Origin of the sequence: Pseudomonas sp. MWU12-2029 (assembly GCF_023242425.1) — a bacterium.
Lineage (GTDB): Bacteria > Pseudomonadota > Gammaproteobacteria > Pseudomonadales > Pseudomonadaceae > Aquipseudomonas > Aquipseudomonas kribbensis.
Genome location: NZ_JALJDY010000005.1, coordinates 40095 through 66378 on the forward strand (window position 1 = coordinate 40095; position 26284 = coordinate 66378).

35 protein-coding genes, 1 tRNA gene and 1 pseudogene are annotated in these 26284 nt (G+C 56.4%); 15 read left to right on the forward strand and 22 right to left on the reverse strand.

The window, feature by feature from the left end; all coding sequences use genetic code 11:
• Positions 1-293 precede the first annotated feature (293 nt).
• A complete protein-coding gene (locus tag M5B44_RS13445) occupies positions 294-815 on the forward strand; it encodes an AidA/PixA family protein (protein WP_248739452.1) in 522 nt (173 codons plus the stop codon).
• A gap of 335 nt (positions 816-1150) precedes the next feature.
• Positions 1151-2461, forward strand: a complete 1311-nt coding sequence (locus tag M5B44_RS13450; protein WP_412546973.1) for an ArnT family glycosyltransferase — start codon at positions 1151-1153, stop codon at positions 2459-2461.
• 471 nt (positions 2462-2932) lie between these two features.
• Here the strand turns inward: M5B44_RS13450 and M5B44_RS13455 are convergent, their stop codons facing one another.
• The 7 genes from M5B44_RS13455 to M5B44_RS13485 are packed head-to-tail and all read right to left on the reverse strand — an operon-like array spanning position 2933 to position 6182.
• On the reverse strand, positions 2933-3982 hold the full coding sequence (locus M5B44_RS13455) for a tyrosine-type recombinase/integrase (protein WP_248739454.1): 1050 nt from the start codon (positions 3980-3982) through the stop codon (positions 2933-2935).
• A 1-nt stretch (position 3983) separates the two neighbouring features.
• On the reverse strand, positions 3984-4226 hold the full coding sequence (locus M5B44_RS13460; RefSeq protein ID WP_248739455.1) for a DUF4224 domain-containing protein: 243 nt from the start codon (positions 4224-4226) through the stop codon (positions 3984-3986).
• Between the two features lie 35 nt (positions 4227-4261).
• Complete coding sequence (locus tag M5B44_RS13465; protein ID WP_248739456.1) at positions 4262-4417, reverse strand: hypothetical protein; 156 nt, start codon at positions 4415-4417, stop codon at positions 4262-4264.
• A 56-nt stretch (positions 4418-4473) separates the two neighbouring features.
• Positions 4474-4722 (reverse strand): hypothetical protein, encoded by a 249-nt coding sequence (locus M5B44_RS13470; protein WP_248739457.1) that lies wholly within the window; start codon positions 4720-4722, stop codon positions 4474-4476.
• A 53-nt stretch (positions 4723-4775) separates the two neighbouring features.
• Positions 4776-5093, reverse strand: a complete 318-nt coding sequence (locus M5B44_RS13475; protein WP_248739458.1) for a hypothetical protein — start codon at positions 5091-5093, stop codon at positions 4776-4778.
• Positions 5090-5566, reverse strand: coding sequence for a class I SAM-dependent methyltransferase (locus M5B44_RS13480; RefSeq protein WP_248739459.1), 477 nt, complete (start codon positions 5564-5566; stop codon positions 5090-5092). The genes M5B44_RS13475 and M5B44_RS13480 overlap by 4 nt, the downstream gene beginning before the upstream one ends.
• A gap of 49 nt (positions 5567-5615) precedes the next feature.
• Positions 5616-6182 carry a hypothetical protein gene (locus tag M5B44_RS13485; RefSeq protein WP_248739460.1) on the reverse strand — a complete coding sequence of 189 codons (567 nt, stop codon included), beginning with the start codon at positions 6180-6182 and terminating at the stop codon, positions 5616-5618.
• 34 nt (positions 6183-6216) lie between these two features.
• On the opposite strand from M5B44_RS13485, the gene M5B44_RS13490 reads away from it, so the two are divergent.
• A complete protein-coding gene (locus tag M5B44_RS13490; protein ID WP_248739461.1) occupies positions 6217-6927 on the forward strand; it encodes a hypothetical protein in 711 nt (236 codons plus the stop codon).
• Between the two features lie 37 nt (positions 6928-6964).
• On the opposite strand, the gene M5B44_RS13495 is transcribed toward M5B44_RS13490, so the two are convergent.
• Complete coding sequence (locus M5B44_RS13495) at positions 6965-7612, reverse strand: hypothetical protein (protein WP_248739462.1); 648 nt, start codon at positions 7610-7612, stop codon at positions 6965-6967.
• A gap of 50 nt (positions 7613-7662) precedes the next feature.
• On the opposite strand from M5B44_RS13495, the gene M5B44_RS13500 reads away from it, so the two are divergent.
• On the forward strand, positions 7663-8610 hold the full coding sequence (locus M5B44_RS13500) for a hypothetical protein (RefSeq protein WP_248739463.1): 948 nt from the start codon (positions 7663-7665) through the stop codon (positions 8608-8610).
• 366 nt (positions 8611-8976) lie between these two features.
• Here M5B44_RS13500 and M5B44_RS13505 read toward each other — a convergent pair whose 3' ends face one another.
• Positions 8977-11022: a DNA cytosine methyltransferase gene (locus tag M5B44_RS13505; protein WP_248739464.1), complete on the reverse strand. Its 2046-nt coding sequence runs from the start codon at positions 11020-11022 to the stop codon at positions 8977-8979.
• A gap of 68 nt (positions 11023-11090) precedes the next feature.
• Here M5B44_RS13505 and M5B44_RS13510 point away from each other — a divergent pair, with 68 nt between their 5' ends.
• A complete protein-coding gene (locus tag M5B44_RS13510; RefSeq protein ID WP_248739465.1) occupies positions 11091-11852 on the forward strand; it encodes a hypothetical protein in 762 nt (253 codons plus the stop codon).
• A 2-nt stretch (positions 11853-11854) separates the two neighbouring features.
• Here M5B44_RS13510 and M5B44_RS13515 read toward each other — a convergent pair whose 3' ends face one another.
• The 8 genes from M5B44_RS13515 to M5B44_RS13550 form a co-directional block, all read right to left on the reverse strand.
• Positions 11855-12166 carry a hypothetical protein gene (locus tag M5B44_RS13515; protein ID WP_248739466.1) on the reverse strand — a complete coding sequence of 104 codons (312 nt, stop codon included), beginning with the start codon at positions 12164-12166 and terminating at the stop codon, positions 11855-11857.
• Positions 12167-12247: 81 nt separating this feature from the next.
• Positions 12248-13876, reverse strand: coding sequence for a YqaJ viral recombinase family protein (locus tag M5B44_RS13520; protein ID WP_248739467.1), 1629 nt, complete (start codon positions 13874-13876; stop codon positions 12248-12250).
• Positions 13873-14760 (reverse strand): RecT family recombinase, encoded by an 888-nt coding sequence (locus M5B44_RS13525; RefSeq protein WP_248739468.1) that lies wholly within the window; start codon positions 14758-14760, stop codon positions 13873-13875. The genes M5B44_RS13520 and M5B44_RS13525 overlap by 4 nt, the downstream gene beginning before the upstream one ends.
• Before the next feature lie 156 nt (positions 14761-14916).
• Positions 14917-15111, reverse strand: coding sequence for a hypothetical protein (locus M5B44_RS13530; protein WP_119428319.1), 195 nt, complete (start codon positions 15109-15111; stop codon positions 14917-14919).
• On the reverse strand, positions 15108-15299 hold the full coding sequence (locus M5B44_RS13535; RefSeq protein WP_248739469.1) for a hypothetical protein: 192 nt from the start codon (positions 15297-15299) through the stop codon (positions 15108-15110). The genes M5B44_RS13530 and M5B44_RS13535 overlap by 4 nt, the downstream gene beginning before the upstream one ends.
• Positions 15296-15700 carry a hypothetical protein gene (locus tag M5B44_RS13540; RefSeq protein ID WP_248739470.1) on the reverse strand — a complete coding sequence of 135 codons (405 nt, stop codon included), beginning with the start codon at positions 15698-15700 and terminating at the stop codon, positions 15296-15298. The genes M5B44_RS13535 and M5B44_RS13540 overlap by 4 nt, the downstream gene beginning before the upstream one ends.
• Before the next feature lie 468 nt (positions 15701-16168).
• Positions 16169-16270: transfer RNA gene (locus tag M5B44_RS13545), tRNA-OTHER, on the reverse strand.
• A 67-nt stretch (positions 16271-16337) separates the two neighbouring features.
• Positions 16338-17099, reverse strand: a complete 762-nt coding sequence (locus M5B44_RS13550) for a class I SAM-dependent methyltransferase (RefSeq protein WP_248739471.1) — start codon at positions 17097-17099, stop codon at positions 16338-16340.
• 534 nt (positions 17100-17633) lie between these two features.
• On the opposite strand from M5B44_RS13550, the gene M5B44_RS13555 reads away from it, so the two are divergent.
• On the forward strand, positions 17634-17855 hold the full coding sequence (locus tag M5B44_RS13555; RefSeq protein ID WP_248739472.1) for a hypothetical protein: 222 nt from the start codon (positions 17634-17636) through the stop codon (positions 17853-17855).
• Positions 17856-17905: 50 nt separating this feature from the next.
• Here M5B44_RS13555 and M5B44_RS13560 read toward each other — a convergent pair whose 3' ends face one another.
• The 3 genes from M5B44_RS13560 to M5B44_RS13570 form a co-directional block, all read right to left on the reverse strand.
• On the reverse strand, positions 17906-18340 hold the full coding sequence (locus tag M5B44_RS13560) for a DUF6941 family protein (RefSeq protein WP_248739473.1): 435 nt from the start codon (positions 18338-18340) through the stop codon (positions 17906-17908).
• The gene (locus M5B44_RS13565; RefSeq protein WP_248739474.1) at positions 18337-18822 is read right to left on the reverse strand and encodes a helix-turn-helix domain-containing protein; all 486 of its coding nucleotides are present in this window, start codon (positions 18820-18822) and stop codon (positions 18337-18339) included. The genes M5B44_RS13560 and M5B44_RS13565 overlap by 4 nt, the downstream gene beginning before the upstream one ends.
• Before the next feature lie 425 nt (positions 18823-19247).
• Positions 19248-20036, reverse strand: coding sequence for a S24 family peptidase (locus M5B44_RS13570; RefSeq protein ID WP_248739829.1), 789 nt, complete (start codon positions 20034-20036; stop codon positions 19248-19250).
• 116 nt (positions 20037-20152) lie between these two features.
• Between M5B44_RS13570 and M5B44_RS13575 the strand changes: the two genes are divergently transcribed.
• The 9 genes and pseudogenes from M5B44_RS13575 to M5B44_RS28915 all read left to right on the forward strand — a co-directional run.
• On the forward strand, positions 20153-20356 hold the full coding sequence (locus M5B44_RS13575) for a Cro/CI family transcriptional regulator (RefSeq protein WP_248739475.1): 204 nt from the start codon (positions 20153-20155) through the stop codon (positions 20354-20356).
• A gap of 81 nt (positions 20357-20437) precedes the next feature.
• Positions 20438-20860 (forward strand): phage regulatory CII family protein, encoded by a 423-nt coding sequence (locus M5B44_RS13580; RefSeq protein ID WP_248739476.1) that lies wholly within the window; start codon positions 20438-20440, stop codon positions 20858-20860.
• A gap of 179 nt (positions 20861-21039) precedes the next feature.
• A complete protein-coding gene (locus tag M5B44_RS13585) occupies positions 21040-22011 on the forward strand; it encodes a phage replication protein (RefSeq protein ID WP_248739477.1) in 972 nt (323 codons plus the stop codon).
• Complete coding sequence (locus M5B44_RS13590; RefSeq protein ID WP_248739478.1) at positions 21998-22795, forward strand: hypothetical protein; 798 nt, start codon at positions 21998-22000, stop codon at positions 22793-22795. The genes M5B44_RS13585 and M5B44_RS13590 overlap by 14 nt, the downstream gene beginning before the upstream one ends.
• The gene (locus M5B44_RS13595) at positions 22792-23019 is read left to right on the forward strand and encodes a hypothetical protein (protein WP_248739479.1); all 228 of its coding nucleotides are present in this window, start codon (positions 22792-22794) and stop codon (positions 23017-23019) included. The genes M5B44_RS13590 and M5B44_RS13595 overlap by 4 nt, the downstream gene beginning before the upstream one ends.
• A complete protein-coding gene (locus M5B44_RS13600; protein WP_248739480.1) occupies positions 23012-23482 on the forward strand; it encodes a hypothetical protein in 471 nt (156 codons plus the stop codon). Before M5B44_RS13595 ends, M5B44_RS13600 begins: the two co-directional genes overlap by 8 nt.
• Entirely contained in the window at positions 23479-24078 is a 600-nt protein-coding gene (locus M5B44_RS13605) for a recombination protein NinG (protein WP_248739481.1), read from the forward strand. The genes M5B44_RS13600 and M5B44_RS13605 overlap by 4 nt, the downstream gene beginning before the upstream one ends.
• Positions 24075-24752, forward strand: a complete 678-nt coding sequence (locus tag M5B44_RS13610; RefSeq protein WP_248739482.1) for a hypothetical protein — start codon at positions 24075-24077, stop codon at positions 24750-24752. Before M5B44_RS13605 ends, M5B44_RS13610 begins: the two co-directional genes overlap by 4 nt.
• A gap of 437 nt (positions 24753-25189) precedes the next feature.
• Positions 25190-25381: pseudogene (locus M5B44_RS28915) on the forward strand (hypothetical protein); the annotation flags it as partial.
• A 157-nt stretch (positions 25382-25538) separates the two neighbouring features.
• On the opposite strand, the gene M5B44_RS13620 reads toward M5B44_RS28915, so the two are convergent.
• On the reverse strand, positions 25539-25775 hold the full coding sequence (locus M5B44_RS13620; RefSeq protein ID WP_248739484.1) for a hypothetical protein: 237 nt from the start codon (positions 25773-25775) through the stop codon (positions 25539-25541).
• 83 nt (positions 25776-25858) lie between these two features.
• A complete protein-coding gene (locus M5B44_RS13625) occupies positions 25859-26107 on the reverse strand; it encodes a DUF6555 family protein (protein WP_248739485.1) in 249 nt (82 codons plus the stop codon).
• Positions 26108-26284 lie beyond the last annotated feature (177 nt).

The window sequence follows — 26284 nt, forward strand, 5'->3', positions numbered from 1 at the left end:
TCGTTATCTGTCGAGGCTGCTTCCCCAGCATTTGCCGACGTTGAGTGTGCGCCTTTACCAACTCAAGCAGTCAGCGTACATCCCAAAAACCATGACGAGATTGGCCAGCAGAGAAGCAAATCAAAGCCTTGGTCGCGTCGCATTACACCGCGTTTATCCCGCGTCAACTGATCGCACGTTGACACCATAAAGCCATCTCCTATCGTTCTCCGCAGACCGCATCCAGGGACCGGATGAGCCGGACAGCCTTTGCGGGGGCGGTCGTTCATGCCATTCCAACAAGGAGCAGCAAAATGTCCAGTGCGACCAATACTTACGACGTGCTCGTCAATATCGACGCCGATTACCTGATTGCCCATCCCAACGATGTCGGCGGTGCGATTTCCATGCTGGTGACGCGCGATGCCGTCGATCCCCATGCCAGCGGCAACACCGGCGAAGGCGGCAACGAGTTGTGGATCGATGTCAAAACCGGCGACAACATCCGCTGGCGTGCCACTACGCTGTCGCGCAACTTCGATCGCATTGCACAGATCAAGAACGTCCAGCCCGGCGACCCTCATCAGGGCGGCGATTACAAAGGTACCATCTCGGCCCCGGTCTCTTTCAACGTGCCCGGTGTAGTGATCTACCTGAACAAAGCGGCTCCCGGTGGCATTTCCAAAACCGATGTGACGTACTCCCTGTGGCAAGCCACTGCTCTGAATCCCGGAAAACTCTGGTACACCATCAACTTCGCCCTGTACGACCGTGACCTTAACCAGATTGGCACAGACCACACCTGGGATCCCTACATCACCGTCAATAACCAGTAACTGAACAGCCAAAAGCCCGGCCAGATACTCTTCGTCAGTGACGAAGGTGTCTGGCCGGGCTTTTTTATCGACTTTCATCAGTCTCGTTCAGGGAATGTTGGGGCGTGTAATGCTTGAATAGTCCCCGCCGTGGGCTAGTCTCAAATTCAACTTCCCGGGATGCAGGAACCCAACTCCAGCGTTACCGGAGATTCAAGATTCTGGCCAAAAAGAATAACTTCACTAAAGGGTTACCGATGGATCGATATGATGCCCCGCTTGTTGTAGAGCGCACTTGGCGGGCAGGCATGTTGAAAGGATTTATTGCAAGAAATCCATGCCTGAGCATTTTCTTCATGACACTGGCCGTGTTCATGGTGTTGCAGTACAAACCTGCTGTCCTCAACTACACAACACGCTTTGTCGACTTTGCCGAGTACATGTTGCTGCACGGCGTCACGCTGTTTCCTATTGCCGACGACCTCAAGCCTTATCCCGACTACACGGTCCTGAATACCTTGTTGGTCTATCTGGTTTCCTTGCCGTTCGGCCGTGTTTCCATACTTTCAATGGGCCTGCCTTCCTGCATTGCCGCGTCGCTGATGCTGGTGTTCATTTATAGGCTCGGGGCTTTGCACAGCAAGAAGTGGGGCGCATACGGCGTGCTTTTCAGTCTGTTGACCTGGGCCTTTCTGGACGGTGTGAACTCACTGGCACTGGATATCTATCCGGCCCTGTTTACGTTGATCTGCTTCTACGTGGCCTATTCGGCCGAGTTGAAAAAGGATCCGCGTCGCCTGGTGTTCCTGTTCGTCGCGTTGGCGCTGGGCTTTGCGTTTCGTGGGCCTATCGGATTGATCGGGCCCGCCTGTGTCATCGGGGCTTACTACTTCCTGAGCCGTCAATGGCGCATGTTGCTGCTGTTTTCATTTCTCTCGGGCCTGATTCTGGCCGCCGGGGTTGTGCTGCTGGCCTGGGCAGCCTACCTGCAAGGGGGACAACCGTTTCTGGAAGAAGTGTTGAACATGCAAGGCATTGGACGCTTCGGCTCCGATCACGCGCCGCGCTATTACTTCTACTTCTCCGCAGGCCTGTTTACCTACGGCTTCACGGTGTTTTACGCCATCAACGTGATTCTTAAGAAGTACAAACTGTTCTTCCGCTCGACCCGCGATAAAGACATCGACCTGCTGCTCTATCTGACCGGGTGGCTGTTAGTGCTGCTGGTGCTGTTCACAATCCCGAGCTCCAAGAAAGCACGTTACATCCTGGCAATCACCCCGGCCATTTCACTGCTGGCCGCCTACCTCTTTGTCAGCAAGGAAGCCGCCTTCGTACGCGCCCAAAAAGGCCTGTTGAACTTTTGCCTGAAGTTGCCCGTACTGGGGCTGGGGATGCTGGTGTCGGTGCTGGTCTACAACAACTTTGCCGAAGTTGCGTTGCAACCTAACTACCTGGGCGCAGGACTGGGGTTGATTGCGCTGTTGAGCTTCTACAACGCCAGACGCGAGTACTTCTCCGAACATCCTTATCGCGAGTTCATGACGCTGTCGTTCGGGGTAGGGGCGTTCTTGATTCTGGATATGTTTTTCTTCAATCCCATCACTTATCACCTGGAACTGATGATCGAGCCCACGCCGAAGTTCTTGCCGTATTGGTTTTGGTAAATGGCAGTAGAAGCAGCAATCGACTGCTTCTACAGCAACCGACCGCTTACGCCACTTCGACGCGATCCAGCGCCTGATTCAGTGCCAACTGGGCTCAGAGCCGGACTGTGGACGAAACCGGTGTAGCGGGGGAGTTTTTCGGTTGGCAGGGCGTCGGTGAAGAGGGAAAGCTGCCAGTTATGGAACGCGTCCAGAATAGTGATGGAACAGATCCTGAGGTCAGCAGAATTTCTGGTACGCCAGAAACGACAAAGCCCTGAATAATCAGGGCTTTGTCGTATCAAATATGGCGGAGGCGATGGGATTCGAACTCATGGACCTGTTACAGTCGACGGTTTTCAAGACCGTTATAAAAAGACATACAGACCGTGGCTTTGGGGCTATTAGGCGTCCGAAAACGGACACTTAACGGAGCCTCTACAGGCCGCAAACCATAAGGCTCCGACGTTTAGTTTTGGAACTGATTTCGACTCATTTTGTAGGCTTGGCAACGGCACCGACGCGTCGATATACCCGCTCTGTTATGTCGCCTTTGGTATGACCCAGCAGAAGGCTTGCGTCTTCGATGCTGGTGATTTCCGACGCCGCTTTTGGTCGAATATCGCGGAACTGGAACTGACGGATTTTGCTCGCTAGAACTGCGTCACCCATCTCCGTGGCGGCTTTTGCCGCCTCCTCCCTGGCATCATCCCACCTGTGCCGAAGCATTGACGTGGTCACCCTTCGTCCTTCGTCAGTCAGAATCAGGTACGGCGAACTGTGTCTCTCGTTCCGCGCTTGAATTCCTCGAATCAACACGCCAAATTCTGTTTCGCGCCCCTCCACCTCGAGCAAGATCCGAAGCTTCTTGTGGGTCTTGTTCTGCACGACACTAAGTGCGCCACCCTCAATTTCATCTTTCCTCATGACCAACACATCAGCCGGTCTCTGACCGCTCAGATACGCTAGATCCATTGCGGTCTGGAGCTCTTGGCAAGCTTTCTTGTACACCGCATTCCAAACCGCATCATTTGCGTAGAAGTCTCGCGGCTTTTCCTTGTTTTTTCTGATGCCTTGGCACGGGTTCTCCCTTACGGTGAGCCCCCATTCACGCGCCATGTTGAAGACGTGGGACAACGTGGCGATTTCTCGGTTTGCACGTACCTTTGCGCTTCGGGCATCGCGATATTGGGCGATCTGTGCGGGGGTGATCGCGTCGATCGGTGCTTCGTCAAAGTAAGGACGAAGCTGGCGCAACTCTGCCCGGTTGTCCTTTTGTGTGCGCTCTCCTTTTTTGGGAATGATGTCGCGTTCGTACCGATCAAAAATTGCGCGCATGATGCATAGATCCAGAGGCTTGTCCTTTGCCTCAAGCTCTGCCCATTTGAGGCGTGCCAGGTTCAGATCTCCACCGAGCGAGACCTCCTTTCCCTGCGTGTTGAGATAGTAATAACTGACCCAGATGCTTCCGTTCTGGCGAACCCTCTGCCTGACGTACATGCGGGGCGGAAGGTTTCTGTTTTGGGTCTTCCTTGGTCGCATATCACCTCACCTTTGAAATGTCTGGAGTCCATGCAGGCGCGGCCGTTGGTGGCGGCATCAGCGGAACTACCTGCAGCGTCACGCCAAGCTTCATGCGGACATATTGACGGCCAACAAGCGGGCGTCCGCTACGGCTCTCAACGAAGGTCCAGCCACGTTCGAGTAGCCATCGGCGCTGCCAGCCCCTGGCTTTGTAGCCAGTCAGCTCGGCCAGCTCATCGTCGGAGAGTATTTCGGTTTCCATGAGATTCTCCACGCCGCCGGCGGCGGCAGAAGGTTTTAATGAAGGGGCACGCTGTCCTGCCCTGGGGCGATGGCGCGAGCCTGTTGTTCGGTGCGGAAGGACATGTGCTGTTTGGTGCCGTTGCAGTCAGCGGTAATCCACCAGAGGCCGAACAGCTTGTGCGGGCCCTTGATGATCTTCGTGATGGTCATGGCGCACTTCCTTGCCCGGGTGGGCGGTGCCGCGCGGGGCGGCAGAAGGTGATGAGTTATGCGGGCAACAAGCCTTTCGCTTTTGCTTCTGCCCGGCACTGCTCGCGGAACTCCCGAGCCTTTTCGATTGCCTGCTGCTTGGACGCGGCCTTCCAGGTGGGGCCGATCTGAATGAACTTGCCGCGCAGCTTGCCGCACCAGTGCTTCACGAAGTTGCCGTTCTCGATCTGGCAAATGGTGCCGGCCGAGGCTTTCGGCGCGGTCGCGTAATCCACCAGCTTCTGGTCGTACGTCAATTCAGGCATGTAGGGATTCCTCGCCCGCCGTACACCGGCAGGCTGTTGAGTAGAGGGAGGGGTTACTGCTGGAAGAGTTCGGCGGGGACTTTTACCGGGGCGCCGCGCTTGGCGAAGACCACGGCGCGGAACACGGCGATTGTTCGGGTTTCGCCGGGCTGGCGTTTGAAAGGGTCATTGGTTGCGTCGGCCAGCCACGGGTGCCGGTGACCCACATCGACCCAGACGCCGTACTTCGTGATCAGTTGCTCGGCGTCGGGCAGGGCGAAGAGATCCAGCTGGCCCGCGACGGGTTGCTGATCACCCTCGATCGCGCTGATTACCCAGTCCAGCGCCGGGCCGGTCAGTTCCTCGGTGCGGACGCTGATCATGCGGTTCATGGTGCCGGTCGCTTCATGAAGGTGATCCAGTGCGTTTTCTCGCGCTTACCAGACTTGTGGCCAAACAGCGGCTGCTCTTCGGTCAGGGCAAGAATTTCGCTGACCCTGATCTGCGTTTCGTTCCACTTGAAGATCAGAAACTGGCCCGGCTTCAGCACCCGGAAGCACTCGGCAAATCCTTTGCGAAGATCATCGCGCCAGTCATCGGTGAGGATTCCGTACTTCAACCGCAGCCAGCTTTCGCGACCGGCGCGCACCAAGTGTGGCGGGTCGAACACAACCATGCTGAAGCTGGAATCTGGGAATGGGAGGTTGCGGAAGTCCATGATTACGTCTGGCTCAACCTTCAAAACCCGGCCATCACACAGTAGGTGCTCTTCGTCGCGGATGTCGCCGAACAGGGCGCGCTGGTCGCCCTTGTCGAACCACATCATTCGACTGGCGCTGCACGGATCGAGAACTTGCGCATTCATCGCCACGGCCCCTTGTAGATCAAGTAGGCCATGTAGAGCGGGGCGAAGATCATGGCGTCACCTTCTGGCCGAGCAGCACATCGCTGACGACCTCCCAGAGTTGAGCGGGCGACCACTGGAATCGGTCGAACTCATCGTCAGGCTGTATCCCAACGACACAGCTTGAATGGGCTCCGCGCGAGTACTCCATCAGCTTCTGCATGATTGTGGCCACCTTGCCATCGCCGGCCGGCACGGTGCGGTGGAAGTGGTAGGCGTGCTGTTTGTAGGTCAGGCCAGCGATGATCGTTTCGTCGCTGACTTCGACCATGTGAGCCCGACCGTCAGGCGTCCATGGCCTTCCGCCGCAGGCAGTACGCGCGCCTTCATGCAGATAGAGCGTGTACGCACCGGCAGGCGACGGGTCGCAGCGAAACTCAATATTGCGCTGCTGGCCGACCAAGACCCGAGACTGGAAGTCGAAGCGGTGATCGTGGATCGCCGAGTGTTCGAAGCAGGACCGGCGCGGTAACTCAGGGTGCCAGACGTGCAGGCGCTGATTGCCCTGTAACTGGACCTGCACAAAGCCGAGTCCGTGTAAGGTGATCTTGTCAGTCATGACATCATCAATGATCATAAGCGTTCTCGGGTTTTCTGAAGTAAGGAGTGTTATGGACGCCAGCAGGGATTTTTCTAAAGTTTTAGAATTGGTAAATAAATTGGCTGGTTGCTCTGTCTTCTTCTTAGGCTTCGCTTTTTGTGCAGGGTATTTTTATAGCTCGGCTTACTTGCATGCTTTTGACGCTGAATGGTTCATAAGCGGTTTTACGTTTGTTGAGTTTGTTGCGAGAGGTATATGGAATGCAGTGTATGGAACTGTCGGGCTTCTGCTATTAGTTGTGATTGTGCAAAGTCCTAGCGTAAGCGAGAAAAACTTGTTGTGGTTGATGAGGTGCGTTTGCTATCCGTTTTATTTGGTGTTTCTGATTTCATTAGTCTATGAGCAGTTTGGTGGCTCTTTGCTAAGTTGGATCTACAAAAATCCATGGATGCGGGCGTGGATGCTGGCTACATTGGTTTGTCAGGCGGCTAACTATATGCACCCCGATTCGCTTCAACATGTTCTATTCAAAGTTTTTTCGATAATATTTTTGTTTATGATCGCATATGGAATAGTTGTAGAGCTACCCAAAGCCTACGCTCGTGAGTACGCAGAGACTCTGCAAAGCCCAGACAGGGCGGGGATGCTCAAAGCTTATAAAGATGGAATTTCTGATGTGTATTTCTTAGTAGACTCTGCAAGCGGCAAATTGTTATTACAGAAGACAGATAAATCCTTGATAGTGGTAGACCCTACTAACGGCTGGCGTATTTCTCGATAGGGCTCTCTAATGGCAGAAACATACTGACGCGCATTATCTACCGAGCCTCTGTAATTTCTGACAAGCCTGCAATCTCCATCGATACCAGATCATGGGCATTCATAGCCGGCTTCGGTGTGTAGGTCAGCGTGCCGTCAAGGATCGCTTCCTTGATGGCTTCGAACTCCCAGGCGTAGTACTGCGATTCGACGTAGACGCGCATTTCGCCGTAGTCGTGCTGCTTGCGTCGAATGAACGCCTCGGCAGCATCCCTGGTGAAATGACTGTTCACGATCTCCCAGCGCTTGTTCCAGCCCGTGACGGTGTGGTCGTTAAGCTCGGCGAGATAGTCCCACTGATCGTCCTCGTCCAGATCCATGAAGCCGCATTCCCGATCAGCCATCAGGGCTTGGTCGATTTCTGCGCGCTCCTTGTCGTCGAGGTCTTCCCAGTATTCTTTCGGACTGAACCACCGCTGATCCTCCAGACAGACAACTCGACCTTCCGCGTAGTCGATCTCGTAGCCGTAATCGAATCGCTTGGTCTGCACGGTGAAAATGGCGGCCGCGGTGTGGTGCCATTTAACGCCGGCGCCGTTGCAGTGATAGCGGAGGCGCTCAACGAAGTCGGTCCAGGTCGAAGCATCAAGCGCGGCGCCGGTCGCCAATGTAGGCAGCGCCTCGGCCGGTTTGTTTTCTGTAGGCATAGGGATACCTCACGGTTATAGTGAAAAAAAACCACAAATGGACTTATATGGTGTTTCGTAAAAAATTAAAGGCGTTGTTGCCAGCTTCCTGGATTTTCAAGGCGAAGCTCAGGGCGCTTGATGAACTTGAAGCAAAGATCCGGGCCGGGAGGCCTCCAAACACGCAAGAAGCTCATGATCACGGTCTCCATCACAATTACTACTGCGAAATGTCAGATCTTAATCAAGATCGAAGATTGTTGATTACTGAAAATTACAGGAGATTAGTCGAAGGCCTATCTATGCCTATGCCTGATTCGTCTGATAAAGGGTTATGGGAAGAAGTTTTAAGTGGAATAACGCAGCAGAGTGAATGGTGTCTGTCTAGAGCCGGTGAGCACGCGGCAATCGCAATAATTCGTGAGTCTAAAAGACATCGAAGAGAAACGGTAACTGCTTGGTTTACAGCGCTGACAGGTATCAGTGGTACTTTGATTGGCGTTGTTGCACTTGTTATCTCTGTTCTAACATATTTTTCCACGGTCGAAACAAAGGACTCATTGCTGTTTAGGCTTGTTGAGAGTGATATGACCGAGGACGGTGGGAGGGCAGTTTCGGCAAAGTTTGTTTTTTTCAATGGTGGAAATCTGCCGTATTTAATATCGCAAGTTCAAATTTCTGTTTCGTTTGGGGATGATCTTGGCAAAAGCTATCCATCAGACTCCCGTGGGTTGGTGCAAGGCCCACCATTTTTACTTGGCAAAGGCGAGATGAGGATGCTCGACACCATTACTTCGGTTGTTGATGTTTCCCCGGGTGTTCCAAAGCCTCTGGCGGCACATTTAATCGCAAATATTACTGCAGTAGATGTCGATGGTCAGGTGCATAAAACCGAAATTATCTTTGCATCTACATGTATACGGTCAGGGATGCTTATAGGGGGAGATGCAAAGCCACAGACAGTAAGTCTTAGTGGCGGGTTTAAGGATGTACATAGGTCAAACCCATGCCTGGAGTAAGAGTGGCAGATGGTCGGTGCGAGCAGAAAGTTGTAGTGGAGAGTCCTTGCCGGGCATGCCCGGGCGGTGGAGGGTGGTGAGGGATCAGCTACAGTTGATTGGTCATTCACAAGGAGTGCAGAAAATGGCATGTCGAATTTGCAATGAACCGGCTGAGGACATCGCTCCACTTGGCGATTATCGGGATTGGAACTGCAGCGGATGCGGCCGGTATCGGATATCTGGAACTCTTCTGGCCGAGCTGGATGCAAATAAACAGCACCTTGATGTTGAGGCGACAAGGATTTGGATTGCTACCAATCGGGCAACAGGTGATGTACCGAACCTTTCAACGTTTGCAGCAAAGCAGCACAACCTGATAAGGGGTTAGGCAGCTACTGCATTGTTTTCAACAACTCTCCAGGGATCGTTGGCCCTCGCCAAGGCAGCCATCGGCGGTGGGCTAACGCTGTTACCGCACATGTGCACCTGCTGAGTCTTGGTAAAAGGCTTGCCGTCGGCACCGTGGCTGATGATGTAGTCGTCGGGGAAGCCCTGAGCCTTGTACAGCTCAGCCGGTTGCAGCATCCGCAGGCAGATGTCGACGATCACGTATGGAGTGCCCTTGATAGTGACGGTGACCAGGCCGAGCCGATCCTTGGTAGTGATCGTGGGCGCTGGCGCGTCGGTGGCGCTCACGTTCTCGGTGCCGTAGTAGCTGATCAGGAATGCCGCGACCCGCAGCGCTCCGGCTTCAACTTCCGGCGAGAGTTGAAGCTCGACCAGCGAGCTCTTGCCGCCACCACCGGCGGTAATGGTCGGCGCCGGTTCGTCCACGCCTTGGCCAACGCTTCCGCCGAACTGACGCTCCATGAAAGCGGTGACCAGCCCGTGGTGAGTGCCGCCGGCGCTGATCGTATGCAGCGGATCGGCGGCGTCCCGCGCATCGCAGTTGCCGCGCAGGTGCACCAGGTTCGCGGTCACCAGTTGCTGCTGGCTGCCGGTGTTGGTAACCGTGGTCATCGGGTCCTCGATGCTTTTGGCGGTCGTGGTGTTGAATCCGCCATTCATCTGGGCCATGAACACTGTGGAGATACCCATGGCGTGGGCGGCGCCGACCGGGCGCTGGTAGTTGCCGCCACTGGTGATGGTCGGCAGCGGCTCGTCGAGCGCCTTTCCTTCGTCCGAGAACCGGAACTTCACCAGGTGCGCCGCCGCGAGTGCGCGGTGGTTCTGGGTCATCAGCGTGCCGACTGGCTGATCGGCTGACGCCGGTTTGCCGCTGTACGCCGGTCCACCGGCGCCGACCATCACCGGACTGATCAGCGTCAGCTCGCCACGATTCGCGCAGGTGACCGTCGGCAGCGGGGCGTGAGGGTCGTTGATCCGATCGCTGCCCTGGTGCGTGGCTGGCGCGATGATCGGGCTGGCCATGGCAAAGGATCCGCCGCGCGGCCATGACGTCACGGTGCGCAGCGGCTCGTTTGCGGACTGGACGCTTTCTCCCGACCAGTTCGCGATCGGCACAATGAACGGGTCGGCGGCATCGATAACGAACCTCTTCATGCCCTTGGCGATTCGACGAAGGGTGGCCGGTGCCAGCGGTTTTGCCCGGTTGAAGATGCTTTTGCTCGGTATGGTCCAGTCGATGCACTCGGCGGCGGTGCGCCACTTCTGCTGGCCCTTGGCTGGGTTCTTCGCGTGGGTCGGCTCTGGCCACACAATCGGCTGTCCGTCGCAGCGGGCGATCATGAACAGCCGCTCCCGACTGGTCGGTGCGCCGACGTCGCAGGCTTTGATGACCCGCCATTCGACGGCGTAGCCCAGGCGCTGCAGCTCGGCGACGAACACGGCCCAGGTCTGCCCACGGCGTGCCGGGTCCGGTACCAGAAACTGCTGGCTCACCGGAACCACTTCGCCAGGTGCAGCGACACCGCCGCCCAGCTTCACGATGCGGCCGGTGGACTTGCAGCGCTTCGCGATCAGCGGCCCCCACTGGAGGATCTGTTTCACGTTCTCCAGGCTGATAACCCGGGGCTTCTTCTTGCCGGCCCACTTCAGGCCGATCCAGGACAGATTGCGGATCTCGCGCTTGCGCGGCTGTCCGCCTGCAGCCTGGCTGTGGTGCGTGCAGTCCGGCGACATGTGGAACCAACCCACGGCCTTGCCACCGCACTCGGTGTCCGGATCACCGTCGAACACGTCGGTGGTGTAGTGCACGGCTCCCGGGTGATTCACGGTGTGCATGCTGATCGCCGCAGCGCTGTGGTTCTTCGCTACGTTCACCGCGCGGCCCAGGCCCATCTCCAGCCCGGTACCGGCGCCCCCACCACCGCAGAAGAAGTCGACAACGATCTCATCATCCTGAGTGCTGAAGCCGAGTCCGTATTGAGTTTTGAAATCGAAGGGGTGTTTCTTCTGTTGTGCGGACATAGGGGATCCTCGCCGTCGGCGTATTGCTTCGGCATAATCACTGGGTTGATATTGATGAGGAGAAGGACTTGAAAAGGGATTGGTTTATCTGGTTCGGGTGTGTTGGTTTGTTTTTAGCAGGTGGCGTTTACTTCAATATGCTTCCGGAATTCATTTGGAAGAAAGAAGTTGGCGTCGCTGATGTAGTTGGCGGTGTTTCAGCCATCGCTGCTGCTATCGCTGCCTTTGCTGCGTGGCGGGCAGCGAGTATTGCGAATAAGCAATCCACTGATAGTGCGGCCTCCATCAGATGGCAGATGTATAAGATGCATCTTGAATCATTTTACGAGTGGCTTGACGATATTGAGGCTGATCAGGGAGTGACTTTCTATCGTAGGCAGGAACTGTATGATTCAATGTTCCCATCTAACCGCGATCCAGCTCTTGCCTTTAGCGAGAAAGCGTCTGGTGAGGTGGTCGCATGGAAACAGGGCCTCGACAGGCTTGCAGATATCGCATGCCGGCCCTCGCTCTTTGGTTATCGAGAGATCGAGACATGGATAGGTGACTATATGATGCTTACTGGATTCATGAAGTACACACTTATCAAACCTAATACTAAGCAGTTTTTTATGGATAATAGAATTCCTTCCGGTGTAAGTGTTGATAACTACGAAGAAATTCTTAAAGTGATGTCTGCTGTGATATTTAGTCTTTCAAAATTTTCCTTCGTGGAGGCAAGACATGGATACAGAGGAATGACTTCTGAGTTCAGGTCGGTATTTAACGATTTTTACATTGCAGTAATGATGAATGGGTATCATCAACACTCTTACCGAGAAGATCCATAAGGCTATCTTGATTCAACACCTGACGCTGAGAATTCATCAAGTTGACGCGACCATTTTTCCTTAATGACGATTTTTGGTCGCGACATGCTGGCGAAGCGTTCAGATTCGTCGGCGGATGCGGCGGCCAGGTTGATGATGAAGCTGGAGACCGTTTCCTGCCATTCCTCAAAGCCGTGTCGATCACCCAACACCTGAAGGGCATCATCAAGCGCTTTCGATACAATCAGTGAGCGCTTCTCGGCGCCGATTCGCTCGAGCAACGCCTTCTCCTTGGCGCGCTTGTCCTTCTGCAATTGAGCGTTGCTCTTGGCCATGGCCTACCTCTTCAATTCCGCTGGCCGGCAAGTCCAGCCAGGTCTGTCGGCGGCGCGTGGCCGCCCGGTTGATGTTTCGTCTCACGCTGCTACCTTCACCAGCTTCACGCCGGCAATGCTGAACTTGGCTCCTTGAGTGGCGACCATCGCGTCGAGCTTCTCCCAGTCCACAGTCAGCACCGAAATCGGGGCATGCCCACCGGCGACGGCGTGGATCAACGCTTCCAGATCGAACACTTCGGCCTGCAGGTTTATCGGCGCTGCGGTTGTGGTCGCCGGCTTCGACGCAGACTGAACTGGTGCAGCGACTGTCACCGGTGCCGGGCTTGCAACTGGCGCGGGCTCGATCGGTGCGTTGGCTTTCGCCTCGTCCGCGATTCGCTTCAGCTCCTGCTGGCGGATCTGCTCCCGCTGCGCTTCGGCTTTCTGCTCCTCGGCCTTCTGATGTTCAGTGATGCGAACCTTGATCAGCGCGACCAGGTCGTCATTCGCTTTTATCACCAGATGCTGAACGTCGTTGAACAGGAAGAGGTAGTCGGCGGCAAGCTCGTCCAGGCTGGCCAAGTTACTCCGGATGTTGTCCCCGATCTGGCTGGCGGCAATCTTTGCCCGAGCCAGCTCGGAATCGGCAGAGTCACGCAGGCTGCTGATCGTCTTTTTGCCTTTGATGGCTCCGGCGAAATCTGCAGGCACCGCTGGAATACGCGCTTTACCGCCCAGTGAAGCGTTGATCTGGTCGATGTGGACCTGCAGCGCCTTGGCTGCATCCATGACGATGTCTTCACGGATGCTGAGCTTGCGAGCCTTCACCAGTTTGTCGAGCATCAGACGCTTGGCGCGGGCCTCTGCGCTGATCTCGTCGATGGTGCGGAACAGCGCATCAATGCTTTCGGTTTGGCTCAAGGCGTGCTGCTTGGCAGCTTCCAGACGCTCTTCGACATCGCCGCACCACTTGACCGTTTTTTCGGCGTCGGCGAAATCCTGATCGGTCTCCAGCTCGGTGTTGATCGAGCCGAAGACAGCCAACGAGTGGGCTTTGAACTGCTCCAGGTTGCTGGCGGTGACCATGCCAGTCACTTCGATGCGCAGCGCTGGCAATGACTCCGGCGTTTTGCCAACGGCTTCCGGCACCACCTCGGCGGGAGTGAAATCCTGCAGGTCAGCCTGGAACTGTTTCCAACCTGCGACGAGCGTTGCGGCGCGGCCCGGCACCGGTGCGTATTCCATCGACACGAAGTTTTCCTCGGTGCCGTCGGAGCAGACGAAAATTACTTTCTCTGCGCCGCTCACCAGCAGTTGCTGTTCGAGCTGCCAGTAGTAGTGCGGGTCGAGGCTGCCGGCGCGAACGTCAGCAGCGAGCTGCTCATTCCACATCTTGTGTTCGAAAAGCACATCGCCAAGGATCGTGCAGCCATCGAGGGATGCGAGCAGATCACCTTCGGTGCCGACTACCGGAAACAGATCTTCGCCGATACGCGCCTCGAGTATGGGGCGGGCCAGAGCTTCCGCTTCGTGGCCTTTATCGAACAGGTTTTTCTGCACCCACCACGATACGTCGCGGTCGAGACCGGTCTTCTTCGCGTGCAGCAGTTCGGTGCGCTTCATCTGTTTCGATGCGCCCATCATTGCCGGTGCTTCGGAGGCGGTGAAGTAGTCGGCGCGGAGCGCGTGCCAGGCTTCGGAGCCCTGAGCGACGTTGTGGATTTTCATTCGTGGTCTCCTTCAATCGGCGCGAGCGCTTTGATCTTGGCGATCTGCTCTACGCTCAGGGTGAATTTGCTGCTGACGGTTGCGATCAGGTGATCAGGGGCGGAGCGTCCGGCGTCGACTGCTGTTTGCCATTTGGGCAGGTTTTCCGCGAGCTTCTCGTCGGGGTAGGGCGGAAGTTCTGCTGGTGCCGAGCACCTCGGCGGTGATACGTCGCGAATGGTGGGCGCGGTTTCTTCCAACTCGTCCGGGCTGTACACGCCGAGGATCACGTCCGGGCAGTAGAGGCGTGACCAGCGCTTGGTGGCCAGGTAGGCCAGTTGCTGGCGAGGATCGTCTGCCCAGAGTGTGCTGTTGCGGGTGCGGGCCTGGGCCAGCAGCAGCTCAAGGACGCGAGGCTCTTCTTCGCCCCTGAAGGTCGCCCAAACCTTTACGCCCAGTCCTTGCTCATCCTCCAGCTTCCAGCCCGGGACGCGATACTCGCCTTTGTCACCGTTCTTGATGGTGAACTGGCCGATCACCTTCTCCCACGCGCCGAACCACTCGTAGTGCAGGCGATCCAGCACCGGTGCGCAGGTGGTGATCACCGCGTTGACTAGCTGGGCCTCGTAGCCCAGAACGCCGTTGACCAGGTGCGTTTTCTGCGCCACGGCGAACGGGTTCATCTTCCACTGCATCGATTGCATGACGACCGCCAGACAATCCGCCGGGTTGCCGTTGAAGTGCTTCGGCAGCGTGGCGCGGCCGGTGGCCATGACTTCGGCTAGGCGCATCATCTTGTCCAGGCTGTCGCCGTCCAACACCAGAGCGCTGGTGCTGGTTGCCGCGTGCGGAAGAATGTGGAGGTTTCGGTCGTGCGCCACCGGCGCCACGCTTTGAGCGGACATGACTGTTCCTTGCCGCGCAGGGCGCAGCGATTGAATGCTTGGTTTATTGGGTGACGCGGTCGGCGAGGGCGCTGAGCAGCATCAGGAAGGTGAATACGCCGATGGCGGAGAACGAGCCGCGCCGGATCAGCACGCGGCGGGCAAGCTGGCGACCGGTCATGGCCGAACCTTTACAGCGATCCGTTTGCCCTTCATGGACGGCGCCAGGCGTTGCGGGAGGTTCGAAACCAACTCCTCGCGCTTGCGACCGATCACCTCGTTGAAGGGAAGGCCAAAGCCGAGCAAGGCGATCTTGTTCTCGATGTCGTCCAGCTGTTCGTCGATCAGCGATTTAACTGGTGCCGTACTCATGCAGTCTCCTTGCGCTGCTGACAGACGTCGCGCAGCCGCTCGCAGTAGTGGTTGAACTCGTCAATGGTGATTGCGCCGTCGGTGAAGAGGCGGGTGATCAGCTCCTGTACAAGCAAGCCTGTTTCTTCATGGGCGAAGGGGGCGGTTACACCATCAAGGGCTTTGTCGATCAGGATGTGAGGGCTCAAAACCCACACTCCTGTTCGACGCGAACGGTTTCACGCTTTGCATCTCGGTACTCGTTGGCGTGCGCCGCGACCAGGTCGCCGGCCAGCGTCCGAACGACCTGTGGATCACCGCCGACGGCTTCGACGGCCCAAGCGTGCAAGACCCCGCCGTCGCCGCGCCGGACCAGCTCGATCAGGATCTTCTCGATGCAGCGGTCTGGATCTGGGTTCGCAGCCATGTGATCCGCCAGCGCTTCCGGCAGATGATCAGCGTTGACTAAGACCTTGCTTCGGCCCACCGGATTTGGCGCTTCGACATGGCGCCGGCACAGCAGATCGTCGACCGACTCGGCCAGCCATTCCTGGCCAGCCTCCGTATCGAGAAAGTCGTCTTCCGGGATGAGCTTGCGTAGAGCTGACATGGTCGTCTCCAGGGTGGCGGGGTGTTGATCCAACAAAACTCGAATGCACTCATCCGCTCCGCTGGTTGCCGTTGGGCGCGGAGGGGAGTGCATTCGTAGTGGTGCTGGGCAAGAAAGGGAGTGCCGGTTACTTTTCCGGCGCTGATGTCACCAGCAGATCTGTGGGCTATACCCGCTGCGGGGCGCTGACAAGGCGCGCTCTCCGGGGCCGATATTCTCTCGTCGGCCCAAGCGCCCGGCACTGTAGCGGCCGGGTAGGCTGTTGCTCGGCAACTGCGCGTCATTCCTTCATGGCGAAATCTCCCGCTGTGCGCGCCGTTGGCATCTTGGCGGGCGCTCGCCGTACTCAGTCTTCAAAAATGCAGATGGCCGGTGCTGATCTCCGGCTTAGGTTGGGCCAATTTATTTCCAAGCCTTCCGGGCTGGTCTTTAGCGCATCAGCCTGCGCATTCATCCGCATCGGGGTGAGGTCTGCGACGGGTTTCGAAGCCCGCAACCACCACGGTTCCAACCTATGGGCATCCAGCCCTATTCCGGTCGGGGGTAGCTCTACCATTGAGCTACGCAGACCACACCCCGATGCGCTCTCATAGAGAGGATCGAGCAGTTAACGACAGGCTGTCGTGGCGCTGGTTGGTCAGGCTGCTGCAGGAATCACCACCAGCACGGTGTTGACCATCGTCCCGGCCTGCTTGAATGAAGCTTCAGGCAGGGTTTCGATGCTGCCACCGCGCTGCTCGACGATCCCTCGGAAATCCCGGGTCAGTGCGTCGTCGCGAAAGGTCACACCGGAAGGCATGATCGCCACCAGCCGCCCGCCAGGCTTCAGGAACTTCAGGGCGTGGACGACGTGATGAATGTCGCTGCGTTTCTTGTCGAAGGGCGGATTCATCAGCACGCGGTCATAGATGGGCTTCGGCTCGACCTGCAGGAAGTCGCCGGGTTCGGAAACTCCCGACAGTGGCAGCTTCAGTCCGATCAGCGTTTTATGGTTGTCCGGCAGTAGCTCGTGCATGTCGACCATTACACCTACTGCTGCGGCGTTGGCGGCCACCGCAAGAGCACCACGGCCTGCGCTTGGCTCCAGCACCATCATCCCGTCACCGATCATGGCGAGATCCGCAGCCTGTTTTGCAACGTGCGGCGGGGTAGGGAAGAATCCGAAGTCCTGCGGGACGGTGACCTCACCGGTCATCAGGATGTTTTCAATTGCGTCGGCCGCGTCACCATCAAACAAGTGCGCCTTTGCCTTGGTGTTCCACTTACCGCCGGCAGCTTTGAGCGTCTTGTCGAGGCGCTGGTATAGGTTCTTGTCGAGCTGTCCGCCGGTGATGAACAGTTTGTTGCCTTCAGTGCGCGAGGCGCTGAGCAGCGCCATCACTTCGTTATCGACTTTCATTTGTGACTCCCGGTTGTTTTCCCAATGCACCCGACCAATCAGCGGCTGGGTGCATCAGTGAAAAATTCCGTATTGCTCGCGCCTCCTACCAGGTCATTCGCCAGTTCGGTCAACACCTCGTCCGCCGTCGCAGTTCTGCGCGTTGGTAGCCTTTCGGGGCTATCGGATCGCCGGTCGCCAGTAGCGGCAGCGCGATTTTGTTCACCTGACTTCATCTCGCCCCACAGGTGTGGCCGGGGCTGACCTCCCAGCGTGAGCCGGGTAATCGTTTATGGCGCGGATTGTTAAAGAGCGGCGCGGCTTTCGCTGCTGGGCCGTTGCTGTCTTGGCTTGCGAATAAAAGTAGCAGTGCTGCTATTTAAAGTAAATAGCGCTGCTAATAATAATTTTCTCGCACACGGAAGGAGCCCGCATTTGGCGGGCGTCATAGGGGAGGGGCGCAGCGAAACTTTTTATTGCACCGTCAGTCGTCGACATCGAACCGCCACCTAACGTGAGGCCTCTACCGACTCACAATCCATTAGGTGAATCGCCATGAGAGTAGAAGAGAAACAAAAAGCACTGTCTGCCTGGCGCAAGCTGCTGGAGGAGCCCGAGCTCAGGATGGATGCCGAAGAGCAGTACGACGAACTGCTCAAAATGGCCGATGCCATGGAGCAAGATGACTTGATCACAGCAGGTGAGTGGCGTCAGCTTGTAAGAGAGGCTGGTACGAAGTTCGCTCAAGCAACTGAAGGGCTCGAGGGCGGTACATAGGAGGGAAGGGCGGGCATGAAAAAGCCCGGCACTGGGCCGGGCTAGAGGTGCTATATCAGCAGCGTCCCTTCAGGCGCTTGTGAAATTTGCAGAGACGCGCAGTCGATTTTCTCTCCGTCCGCAGTTACCGAAACCTTAATCTTTGTTGGGGTTAGAAGGCTGAGAGGTGAGAGCACAACGACAGCCTGAGCTGCGAAACCTTTTGGATCTTCAATCAAGTGTTTACCTTGAGACATTTGCTGAATCTCGGCCTCACCTAAAGCAGCGTCGAAAACCTGCTCTTCACCTACGTGCACGTTAAACGATAGGCTTTTGAAGGGCTTGTCATGGTCTGTAGCCGCTGTAATCAATACACACAGCTTCGGAATTACGGATGGAAATGTGTTGACGTACAGCAGGCTTCCAACGACACCGATGAGAGATGTCTTGCCGTTGATTTCATTGCGAATATCGTCACAGAATATGGAATATGCATACCGATTCATTTGGTCATCCGAGATTCAAAAATCAATTCTTGTCTATCCATAATCTCATCGAGTTTTTCAGCTGAGATTTTTAGAACCTGTCGCAGACGTTTACAGGTGGAGCGATGGGGGTCAATGTTACCCTTCTCAAGTCGTGCTACCTGGGCCTGGGTAGTGTTCAGAAGCTCTGCAAATTTCTGCTGGCTCCAGCCATTTTTAAGGCGAAGGCTCTTTATGGTTTCGCCTTCCTGCGAATAAAGCTTATCAGCAATCCAAGTGCGAGCTTCTTCGAGCTCAACTCGTGAGGTGTCATCTGCTTCCAGCCGCGCGAGCAATCCGGCAAATGCCGAATTTTTCTTTGACAGCGGAGCTGGTGGAAAGGAGCTGGAAAACTGCACGATCAACCCAGTCAAAGGTGCTGCGGTAGTAGCTTCACCATTGGTCGTCATCGAGTCTGTTATAGGTCGCAAAGATGCGCTGAGTAATAGAGTGGCTTTCGTCATAATCAAAATCTCTCTCAACAACCGCTAGGACGAGGTACTGTTCCTTCGATGGGTTGTATGCATAGATAACTCGGTACTCATGCCCCTGTCGCGATAACTCAAAGTCTCGCATCCGCCACAGGTTCAATCCTTTCTTCTGAGCGCTAATCCATTTGCCGATATTGATTACGGCACCCCGAACTGGACGTTTGGGAGACCCACCGTATCCGTCTTGCGTAAGCCGATCTAAGAGGTCCTGATCGCAGGACAGCTGCTCCAATAGTGCAATGATCCTGATGGCTACAGTCCTCTTTTCAAGGAGTAGCCTCTCAAGGTCACCAGCAGCGTCATCGCTAACGATCAGTTCGTACACTATATCTTCCTAGATATAATTCAACAAGTCCGGTCGATCTATGGCGACGCCTAGGTCAATCCGCCCTTTTTTCTCAACGCGAATACATCGCCCACCAGAACACATGCCCCAAAATCGAGATCTGCTGCTCCTGGATCTGCTGGAACGTGTAGTCCTCGTCAGGATGCTCATCACGGTTGAAACTGCGTAGGCGTAGCCCGGTAGGGATCCGATAAACCTGCTTCACGCGAAGCTGCCCGTTGTGGTTGATGGCGTACATCTCGCCGTCGACGATGTCGCTCAGTGAGTTCTTGCCGACGTTCACGCCAACCGTGGCGCCGTCGCGAAGCACGGGAACCATGCTGTTCCCGCCGACCTTCACACACCTCGCGTTGCTGAATTGAACGCCATTTTGGCGCAAATCCTTTTTGTTGAAGCGCAGACGTGAGTTGGCGTTTTCTTCGATCGCGAACCTGCCTGATCCTGCTGCAAGCTCGACTTCGTGAAGGAAGGGGACGTAGACCTCATCGTCATCGAGCGGGGTTTCATCGTCCCAAGTCTCGATATTCGCTAATTTGACACTAGGTTGGATGCGCTCTTGCTGCACATTGGCTACGGTGGAGACCAGTCGAGAGCTGACCTCACTCGCGTCGAAATTCAAAGCCTTCGCGAGTTTCAGCAGTGCTTCTACGTTCAGCGGCACCTTGCCGGTTGCGTATTGACTGAAAGCACTCTGGCCAGACCAGCCACAAGCCTCGGCCACATCCGCCTGCGTCAGGCTACGCCCGGCAGCTTTTGCAGCTGATTTCCGCTGTTCGTAGATGGCCTTGAGCCTGGTGCTCTCGGCGATTTCTTCGGGGGTAAGGGGGCGGCGTATTTTCATACGAACAAGAGTATTAGCAGAGCTGATATCCAAGCAAACAGCGCTGCTAGTATTTTGTTGCTGATAAAAAGCAGCACTGCTACTATCCATGGCAGATATCAAGCCGTGGAAATTCCATGAAAAAGATCCCTTTGAGCAAATACCTAGAAGAGCACGGCACTCAAGCCGCGCTCGCTGCTGCTCTCGGCGTGAACCAGAGCGCGATCTCGCAAATGGTTCGAGCCGGCAGAAGCATCGAAATCACCATTTATGACGATGGGCGCATTGAGGCGAATGAGATTCGCCCGATCCCAGCGCGCCCCAAGCGCACAGCAGCCTGAGGCATTCACCGCTAGCTGCCTGAACAAATAATCGCCCAGGCAATGGCAGGGCGCCACGGAAACAAATTTGAGGTTTTACGAATGGAAGATTTTCTGCGGGCCTGCCAGAGCGCTGTGCTGGATAACGAAGCCAAGACCCTCGCTGCAAAGATGGGCGTTCCGCACGTTGGCCTGCTTCAGCGCGCAAATCCGGACAACGACGCACACCGCCTGACGGTGGAGCACTTGTTCGGGATCTTGCTACATACCGGAGACATGCGCCCTCTGGCGACACTGGCGAATGAATTTGGTTTCGACCTCGTAGCGAAAGCTGCGCCGGAGCCACAAGCGCTGACCAAATCACTGATTAACGTCGGCAAAGAGGTCGCCGATCTGACTATCGCGGTGCACCAAGCGCTGGATGACAACCACGTCAGTTCTTTCGAGAAAAACTTGATCCGTCAGGAGATCAACCACGTTCGGCAGAGCCTGGACGTGATGGATGCCTCGGTGAAGGCTGCCTGAATCCAGGGCACAAAAAAGCCGACGGAGAAGGTCGGCTGATTCGCAAAACTAGAGAAGCCCGATTATGCAGAGCCAACCCAATTCCAGCAATACCACGAACAGTGTCGCGACACGTTTTCAGAATTCTCAAAACGTGTGGCGAGCTTTTGTCTTTTCCGTTCTCGTCAGGAACACCTGACATGCAGTTCACCGTCACGATCAATCAGGTGAAGGCGCTGGAGTGGGGGCTGAACTCCCAGCAGGCTCTGCTGTTCGCCTTCGTCTACGGCTGCCCGAGCTGGACCAAGCCAATCAAGACTGACGACGGGATCTTCTTCGCGTTGAGCAAGGCCAAGATCATCGAGGAGCTGCCGTTACTCACCGATAAGCCAGACACCGCTTACCGCATGCTGAAGGCCCTGGAAGAAGCCGGTTTGATTGAGCTTTCCAGCACATCGAACATCACCCTGTTTCGCCTCACCGAGAAGGCGATCGAGTGGAATCAGAAGCTGGACGGGTCGGAAAAATATCCGACCCCACCGAAGAACGAAGGTCGGAAAAAAATCCGGTCTACCTCGGAAAAAAATCCGAGCAAGGTCGGAGAAAAATCCGAACAAGGGTCGGAAAATTCTCCGACAAATCAGGATACCAATCATCAGGATACCAATCAGGAAACCAGTCAGGACTTGCAGAGCGGCTCCAGCAAGCCGGCCCGCAACCTGGTGCTGGTGGTTGATCGCACTGATGCTCCACGGGTTGAGATTCCCGCTGACATGCCTGGTCCCAAAGACCAGTCCTGCAAAACCTTCAAGGTCTGGGCGAACTACGCCATGGCCTACCGCAAACGCTACAGCACTTGGCCGGTGTGGAACGCCAAGGTCGGTGGCCAGCTCGGCCAACTGGTCGACCGGCTCGGCGCCGATGTTGCCCACCACGTCGCCGCGCACTACTTGAAAACCAGCGATGCCGGCGTGCTGCGCAAGTGCCACAGCCTCAACGAGCTGCTGGCCAACGCCGAGAGCTACCACACCCAGTGGGTTACTGGTCAGCGCATCAATGGGACCACCGCCCGCCAGATGGAGCGCACCGAGGCAAACGTCTCCGCTGCTGAGCAGGCCGCGCAAATGGTCCTGGCCAAACGCCAAGGGGGAGAGCGCAATGAATACCTCTGAAATGAACGATCAGCAGGTAGCCGGGCTCGCCGCAGCGATTTGCGCCACCGCCGAGGCAATGGGGCAGGAAATGAACCCAGGCACTGCGGCGATGATGGCTGAAGACCTCTGCGCCTACTCGGTGCCGACCGTTAAGGCTGCCCTGAAGGCCTGCCGCTTCGAGGTGAAGGGCAAGCTGGCGATGGCCGACATTCTCCAACGGGTACAGGCCGCCGACGGTCGTCCGGGCAAGGACGAAGCTTGGGCGATCGCAATGACCACGAACGACGAGTTCGAAACCGTGGTGCTGACCGACGAAATCCAACTCGCGCTGGCGGCTGCAAAACCTGTCCTCGATGGCGGCGACAAGGTCGGTGCGCGCATGGCGTTCAACAGCGCTTACGAGCGGCTGGTGGAGCAGGCCCGGGAGGACAACAAACAGGTGAACTGGCATGTCTCTGTCGGCTTTGACGCCAACCGCCGCACACAGGCGATCACCAAAGCCGTGCAAATGCAGCGAATCCCACAGGAGCGCGCTCAGCAGTACCTGGCCGACTTGAGTGTCGCACCGGTCACTGAAGACGGTAGGGCTGTCGTTGCGCTGCTCACCGGCGATGTCGCTCGGCCTTCGCCAAAACTGCGCGAAAAGCTCGCCGCGGTGAAGGACTCAATGCTGGCTATGCGCAAAGCCTCGTCGGAGAAAAAAACAGAACTGCGGATTTTGGCAGCCAACGAGCTGGCGGATCGCCGGGCGCTGCTGATTCAGCAGGCCGAACAATTGAAAGCAAGGAGCGCTGCTCAATGAACATCGATAAACAAAAGCTTCAGAAATTGCTCTGGGCTGAAGCTGCGTCATACCGCACCGATTGTGCAGACTGGAAGCGCAACACCGAGGCGCTGCAGGACTTTCTAGGGGAGAAAACAGTGGAAGAGGTGGCGCTGGAGTTGCTGGTCGAAAACGAGCGACTAACACGGCAACTCGGCGAGCTGATGAACGGATTGCCGAACAAGGTGGCCACCCATGGCTGACAAAATCTCCGTGAACTGTCACGCGAAACTCTCCGAGGCCATCACGAAGCTTAGCGCTATGTACCGCGACAAGAAGTTCGTCGTGGTTTCACTGCGCCCTGGCAAGGACCGCACGCTCGACCAGAACCGTCTCTGGTTCGCCATGTACAAGCGCATCTCCGAGATGACCCAGATCGGTGATGAGGCGGACGCCCGCCGGTACTGCAAGCTGCACGTCGGTGTGCAGATCCTGCTGAACGAGGACGCCGGGTTTCAGGCGGAGTGGTACCGGGTGATGCGTCACCTCCCGTACGAGACGAAGCTGGCCATGATGGGCGGCTGCCATCTGTTCGGGCCGGACGGTTTCCCGGTGACAAGCTTGTTTAATCGCGCCCAGGGCGTTGCGTACACCGACCGAATCGTCGCTCGGTTCGCACTGCAGGGCGTGTACTTCGATGATCTGCTGAGCCAGGAGGCTGCATGACGATTGAAAGGAAGCAGCCGCGCCCGAAAAAGTGCGCAGTCAAAACCTGCAGGGCCTCATTCGTCCCGCGCGTGAGTTTTCAGTCTTGGTGCTCGCCGGACTGCGCCGTTGTCATCGCGCGGCACAAGCAGGAGAAGAAGCGCAAGTCGCTGGCCAGCATTGAGCGCCGCGAGATCAAGGTCCGCAAGGAGAAGCTGAAGCGTCGCGGTGACCACTTGCGCGAAGCTCAGCAGGCATTCAATGCATACATCCGTGCCCGCGACTTCGCGGCCGGCCACGCGTGTATTTCCAGCGGAAAGCCACTGGACTGGAGCGGAAATGCTGTAGACGCCGGCCATTACCGCAGCGTCGGCTCCGCTCCCCATCTGCGCTTCGATGAGCACAACTGTCACGCCCAGAGCAAACAAGACAACCGGTTTCTATCAGGTAACGCCGTGGATTACCGGATCGGCCTCATCGCACGCATCGGTCAGGAGGTGGTGGACGCTCTCGAATCCGATCAGAACGTGCGCAAGTACACCATCGATGACCTGAAGGCCATCAAGGCCGAATACCGGGCCAAGACCCGCGAACTGAAGAAGGGGCAGGCAGCATGAAATTGATCAACGCACGTCAAGCGTGGACAGACGCACAGCATGAGTCGAACGCGTCAATCAGTGCAGCGGCGGCCGAGCGGGCAAAATCCGCAACTGTCGTCCGGAAGGAAAAGGCCGCGCTTCGAGAGGTCATCTTTGCCGCCCAGGGCGAGGACAAAGAAGAGCGCATCATGGCTGTGCGCCAGAAGATCCACATTGCCGAGACGCGCCGCACGCCTATCGGCCGATCGACACATCGAGCTGCGCACCTGGTGACCATGGGGAAGGTGCAGAAGGCAATCGAGTCGCTGCCGTTCCAGGTGCAGCAGTTGGGGCACTACCTTTATCACCCGAGCATGACCGTAGTGCACATGCTTAACGCTGAGAAGCTGATCTGGTCGGACACTGACTTCAGTGCGCTCACGGATGCCAAGGCTGCGAAGGTGCACTGCCTGATCACCTGCGCCCTGCAGTCCTACAAAGCCGAGGCAAACGGGGGTGATCCATGGGGCCCAGCTCGGGTGTCTGACGCCATGATGAAGCTGTACGGAGTCGCCATCCAGCCCAAGCACTGGGATCGCGATTGGCTCGACATCTGGAATTTCCTGCGAAAGGCTATTGAGGAAGTGGATATCCAAGCTCAAGAGCCAGTGTGGCAGGTTATTCACGCAGAAAATTCAGAGGACGCGGCATAAAGGTGTTGCCATGGTGGGGAATTTGATGTACTTTTCCCACACTGCGCAACTTACCTCCAGCGCATAACAACTTTTAAACCCGGCCACCGCGCCGGGTTTTTTATTGCCTCGAGTTTACCTGTAGCCAGGGCAGCCCTCGGGAAGGTCTGGACGCTGTTGGCCGGTAGTGCGGCGCACCTGAAAAACACCGGCAGCCCGCGCACCCTGACCTCACATTGCTTTCGGGGTGGCGCGAGACTGGATCAGCGAGATGGATGCAATGGGGCGTCGACGTTGAGAGGGCCTTTGGCGGACAGCGCGGAAAGACGCGCGCACCTATTCAGGGCCTCTGGACGCAATTGCTCCCATCAGCCATTCGTCCAATGACCGGCACTTGTCGTGACCTGGCTCCTCACACGCTTAAGCACGGATTCCCGCGCACCGATCGGAGAGGCATCATGGAAATCGACGAGAATGCACCAGGCAACCAATCCCAGCAGGCCGTGACGCGCACGACTGACAACGAAACCGGGCATGACCCTCGGTACAGGGATTCTGAAGTACCGCTTCCGCCTGATGACGAAGCACCTGTAGATGAAGACATGACTGACGTGGATGCGGTGAACTCGGTATCCACCGATCACCCTGAACCTGGCAGCAGTGGTAATTCCCGTGAGTCTGAGAAGACTGAAGCGCCATACGTTCAGGATGTGGATGTAAAGGAACCCAGAGGATTACCTGCCAGCGATCCTGAGTCAGGGGCCTGATACACCGCGCACTCCCTTTGCCCGCCATGTGCGGGCTTTTTCATGGACGTTTGTTGAGTTTCGCCCTTGCTTCGTCCCATGCCTTTTTGCCCTCCAATGTTTTGGCATCCGCGGCATCTCTTGCGTCTGTGTAGCGTTTCATCGCTTCAGGGGATTCAGCCGCATGGGTGAGTAGCTCGAATGCTATGGCGTTTAGCCGATCCGCTTCTTTAAACAATTCGTTACTGCGGTCGGTCGCTGCGTGCCAATCGGATCTGGTTATGGGGTTGCTTTTCATGTATGCCTCCCATTCGTATCAGATGCGCCCTGTCGGCACGAAGAGCGCCTTTGTGCGGTGGATTGTTTCTCCAGTTGCATGGCTCAGACGTCATCCCAGGTGACTGCGGTAGTGGCCCGCCACTCCACGTCGGTGATTCCAAATCGTTCCGCCATGGGTTTTGAAAACCGCTTGAGAGGAGGGCGCCCGGGCTTGGGTATTGGAGCGATGCCAGCATCACAGCTCGCCCATTGCCAAGCTTCCGCGTTGTTCATCAGTTTGGTTCGGATAACAAACGACATCGGTTTTCCGTGGAGCTTGTACTCAATCACAAAAGTTTCTACCTGACTCACAAGTACTGCTCCTTCTTGGCTCATGAGTTAGTGATATCTGGTGCCCGAGAAGATTCAAAGAATTGTCTGACAATTCCTATTTTGCTGATTTTCATCACATTTTTACGGTGTTTTATCTATACAGAGCCTCAGCATTTGTAGAGGTTTCCGTTTTTCATCATGCACACGGAGTCGAGC

Bases quoted from the DNA above. Each gene is read 5' to 3' on its own strand.
- M5B44_RS13465 (WP_248739456.1), bottom strand. From the start codon at position 4,417: ATGACCATCACGAAGATCATCAAGGGCCCGCACAAGCTGTTCGGCCTC.
- M5B44_RS13555 (WP_248739472.1), top strand. From the start codon at position 17,634: ATGAGAGTAGAAGAGAAACAAAAAGCACTGTCTGCCTGGCGCAAGCTG.
- M5B44_RS13520 (WP_248739467.1), bottom strand. From the start codon at position 13,876: ATGAAAATCCACAACGTCGCTCAGGGCTCCGAAGCCTGGCACGCGCTC.
- M5B44_RS13575 (WP_248739475.1), top strand. From the start codon at position 20,153: ATGAAAAAGATCCCTTTGAGCAAATACCTAGAAGAGCACGGCACTCAA.
- M5B44_RS13620 (WP_248739484.1), bottom strand. From the start codon at position 25,775: ATGAAAAGCAACCCCATAACCAGATCCGATTGGCACGCAGCGACCGAC.
- M5B44_RS13590 (WP_248739478.1), top strand. From the start codon at position 21,998: ATGAATACCTCTGAAATGAACGATCAGCAGGTAGCCGGGCTCGCCGCA.
- M5B44_RS13450 (WP_412546973.1), top strand. From the start codon at position 1,151: ATGACACTGGCCGTGTTCATGGTGTTGCAGTACAAACCTGCTGTCCTC.
- M5B44_RS13550 (WP_248739471.1), bottom strand. From the start codon at position 17,099: ATGAAAGTCGATAACGAAGTGATGGCGCTGCTCAGCGCCTCGCGCACT.
- M5B44_RS13455 (WP_248739454.1), bottom strand. From the start codon at position 3,982: ATGCGACCAAGGAAGACCCAAAACAGAAACCTTCCGCCCCGCATGTAC.
- M5B44_RS13480 (WP_248739459.1), bottom strand. From the start codon at position 5,566: ATGAATGCGCAAGTTCTCGATCCGTGCAGCGCCAGTCGAATGATGTGG.
- M5B44_RS13445 (WP_248739452.1), top strand. From the start codon at position 294: ATGTCCAGTGCGACCAATACTTACGACGTGCTCGTCAATATCGACGCC.
- M5B44_RS13610 (WP_248739482.1), top strand. From the start codon at position 24,075: ATGAAATTGATCAACGCACGTCAAGCGTGGACAGACGCACAGCATGAG.
- M5B44_RS13560 (WP_248739473.1), bottom strand. From the start codon at position 18,340: ATGAATCGGTATGCATATTCCATATTCTGTGACGATATTCGCAATGAA.
- M5B44_RS13490 (WP_248739461.1), top strand. From the start codon at position 6,217: ATGGACGCCAGCAGGGATTTTTCTAAAGTTTTAGAATTGGTAAATAAA.
- M5B44_RS13530 (WP_119428319.1), bottom strand. From the start codon at position 15,111: ATGAGTACGGCACCAGTTAAATCGCTGATCGACGAACAGCTGGACGAC.
- M5B44_RS13505 (WP_248739464.1), bottom strand. From the start codon at position 11,022: ATGTCCGCACAACAGAAGAAACACCCCTTCGATTTCAAAACTCAATAC.
- M5B44_RS13470 (WP_248739457.1), bottom strand. From the start codon at position 4,722: ATGCCTGAATTGACGTACGACCAGAAGCTGGTGGATTACGCGACCGCG.
- M5B44_RS13515 (WP_248739466.1), bottom strand. From the start codon at position 12,166: ATGGCCAAGAGCAACGCTCAATTGCAGAAGGACAAGCGCGCCAAGGAG.
- M5B44_RS13475 (WP_248739458.1), bottom strand. From the start codon at position 5,093: ATGAACCGCATGATCAGCGTCCGCACCGAGGAACTGACCGGCCCGGCG.
- M5B44_RS13525 (WP_248739468.1), bottom strand. From the start codon at position 14,760: ATGTCCGCTCAAAGCGTGGCGCCGGTGGCGCACGACCGAAACCTCCAC.
- M5B44_RS13580 (WP_248739476.1), top strand. From the start codon at position 20,438: ATGGAAGATTTTCTGCGGGCCTGCCAGAGCGCTGTGCTGGATAACGAA.
- M5B44_RS13570 (WP_248739829.1), bottom strand. From the start codon at position 20,036: ATGAAAATACGCCGCCCCCTTACCCCCGAAGAAATCGCCGAGAGCACC.
- M5B44_RS13585 (WP_248739477.1), top strand. From the start codon at position 21,040: ATGCAGTTCACCGTCACGATCAATCAGGTGAAGGCGCTGGAGTGGGGG.
- M5B44_RS13600 (WP_248739480.1), top strand. From the start codon at position 23,012: ATGGCTGACAAAATCTCCGTGAACTGTCACGCGAAACTCTCCGAGGCC.
- M5B44_RS13485 (WP_248739460.1), bottom strand. From the start codon at position 6,182: ATGATCATTGATGATGTCATGACTGACAAGATCACCTTACACGGACTC.
- M5B44_RS13605 (WP_248739481.1), top strand. From the start codon at position 23,479: ATGACGATTGAAAGGAAGCAGCCGCGCCCGAAAAAGTGCGCAGTCAAA.
- M5B44_RS13460 (WP_248739455.1), bottom strand. From the start codon at position 4,226: ATGGAAACCGAAATACTCTCCGACGATGAGCTGGCCGAGCTGACTGGC.
- M5B44_RS13565 (WP_248739474.1), bottom strand. From the start codon at position 18,822: ATGACGAAAGCCACTCTATTACTCAGCGCATCTTTGCGACCTATAACA.
- M5B44_RS13540 (WP_248739470.1), bottom strand. From the start codon at position 15,700: ATGTCAGCTCTACGCAAGCTCATCCCGGAAGACGACTTTCTCGATACG.
- M5B44_RS13495 (WP_248739462.1), bottom strand. From the start codon at position 7,612: ATGCCTACAGAAAACAAACCGGCCGAGGCGCTGCCTACATTGGCGACC.
- M5B44_RS13595 (WP_248739479.1), top strand. From the start codon at position 22,792: ATGAACATCGATAAACAAAAGCTTCAGAAATTGCTCTGGGCTGAAGCT.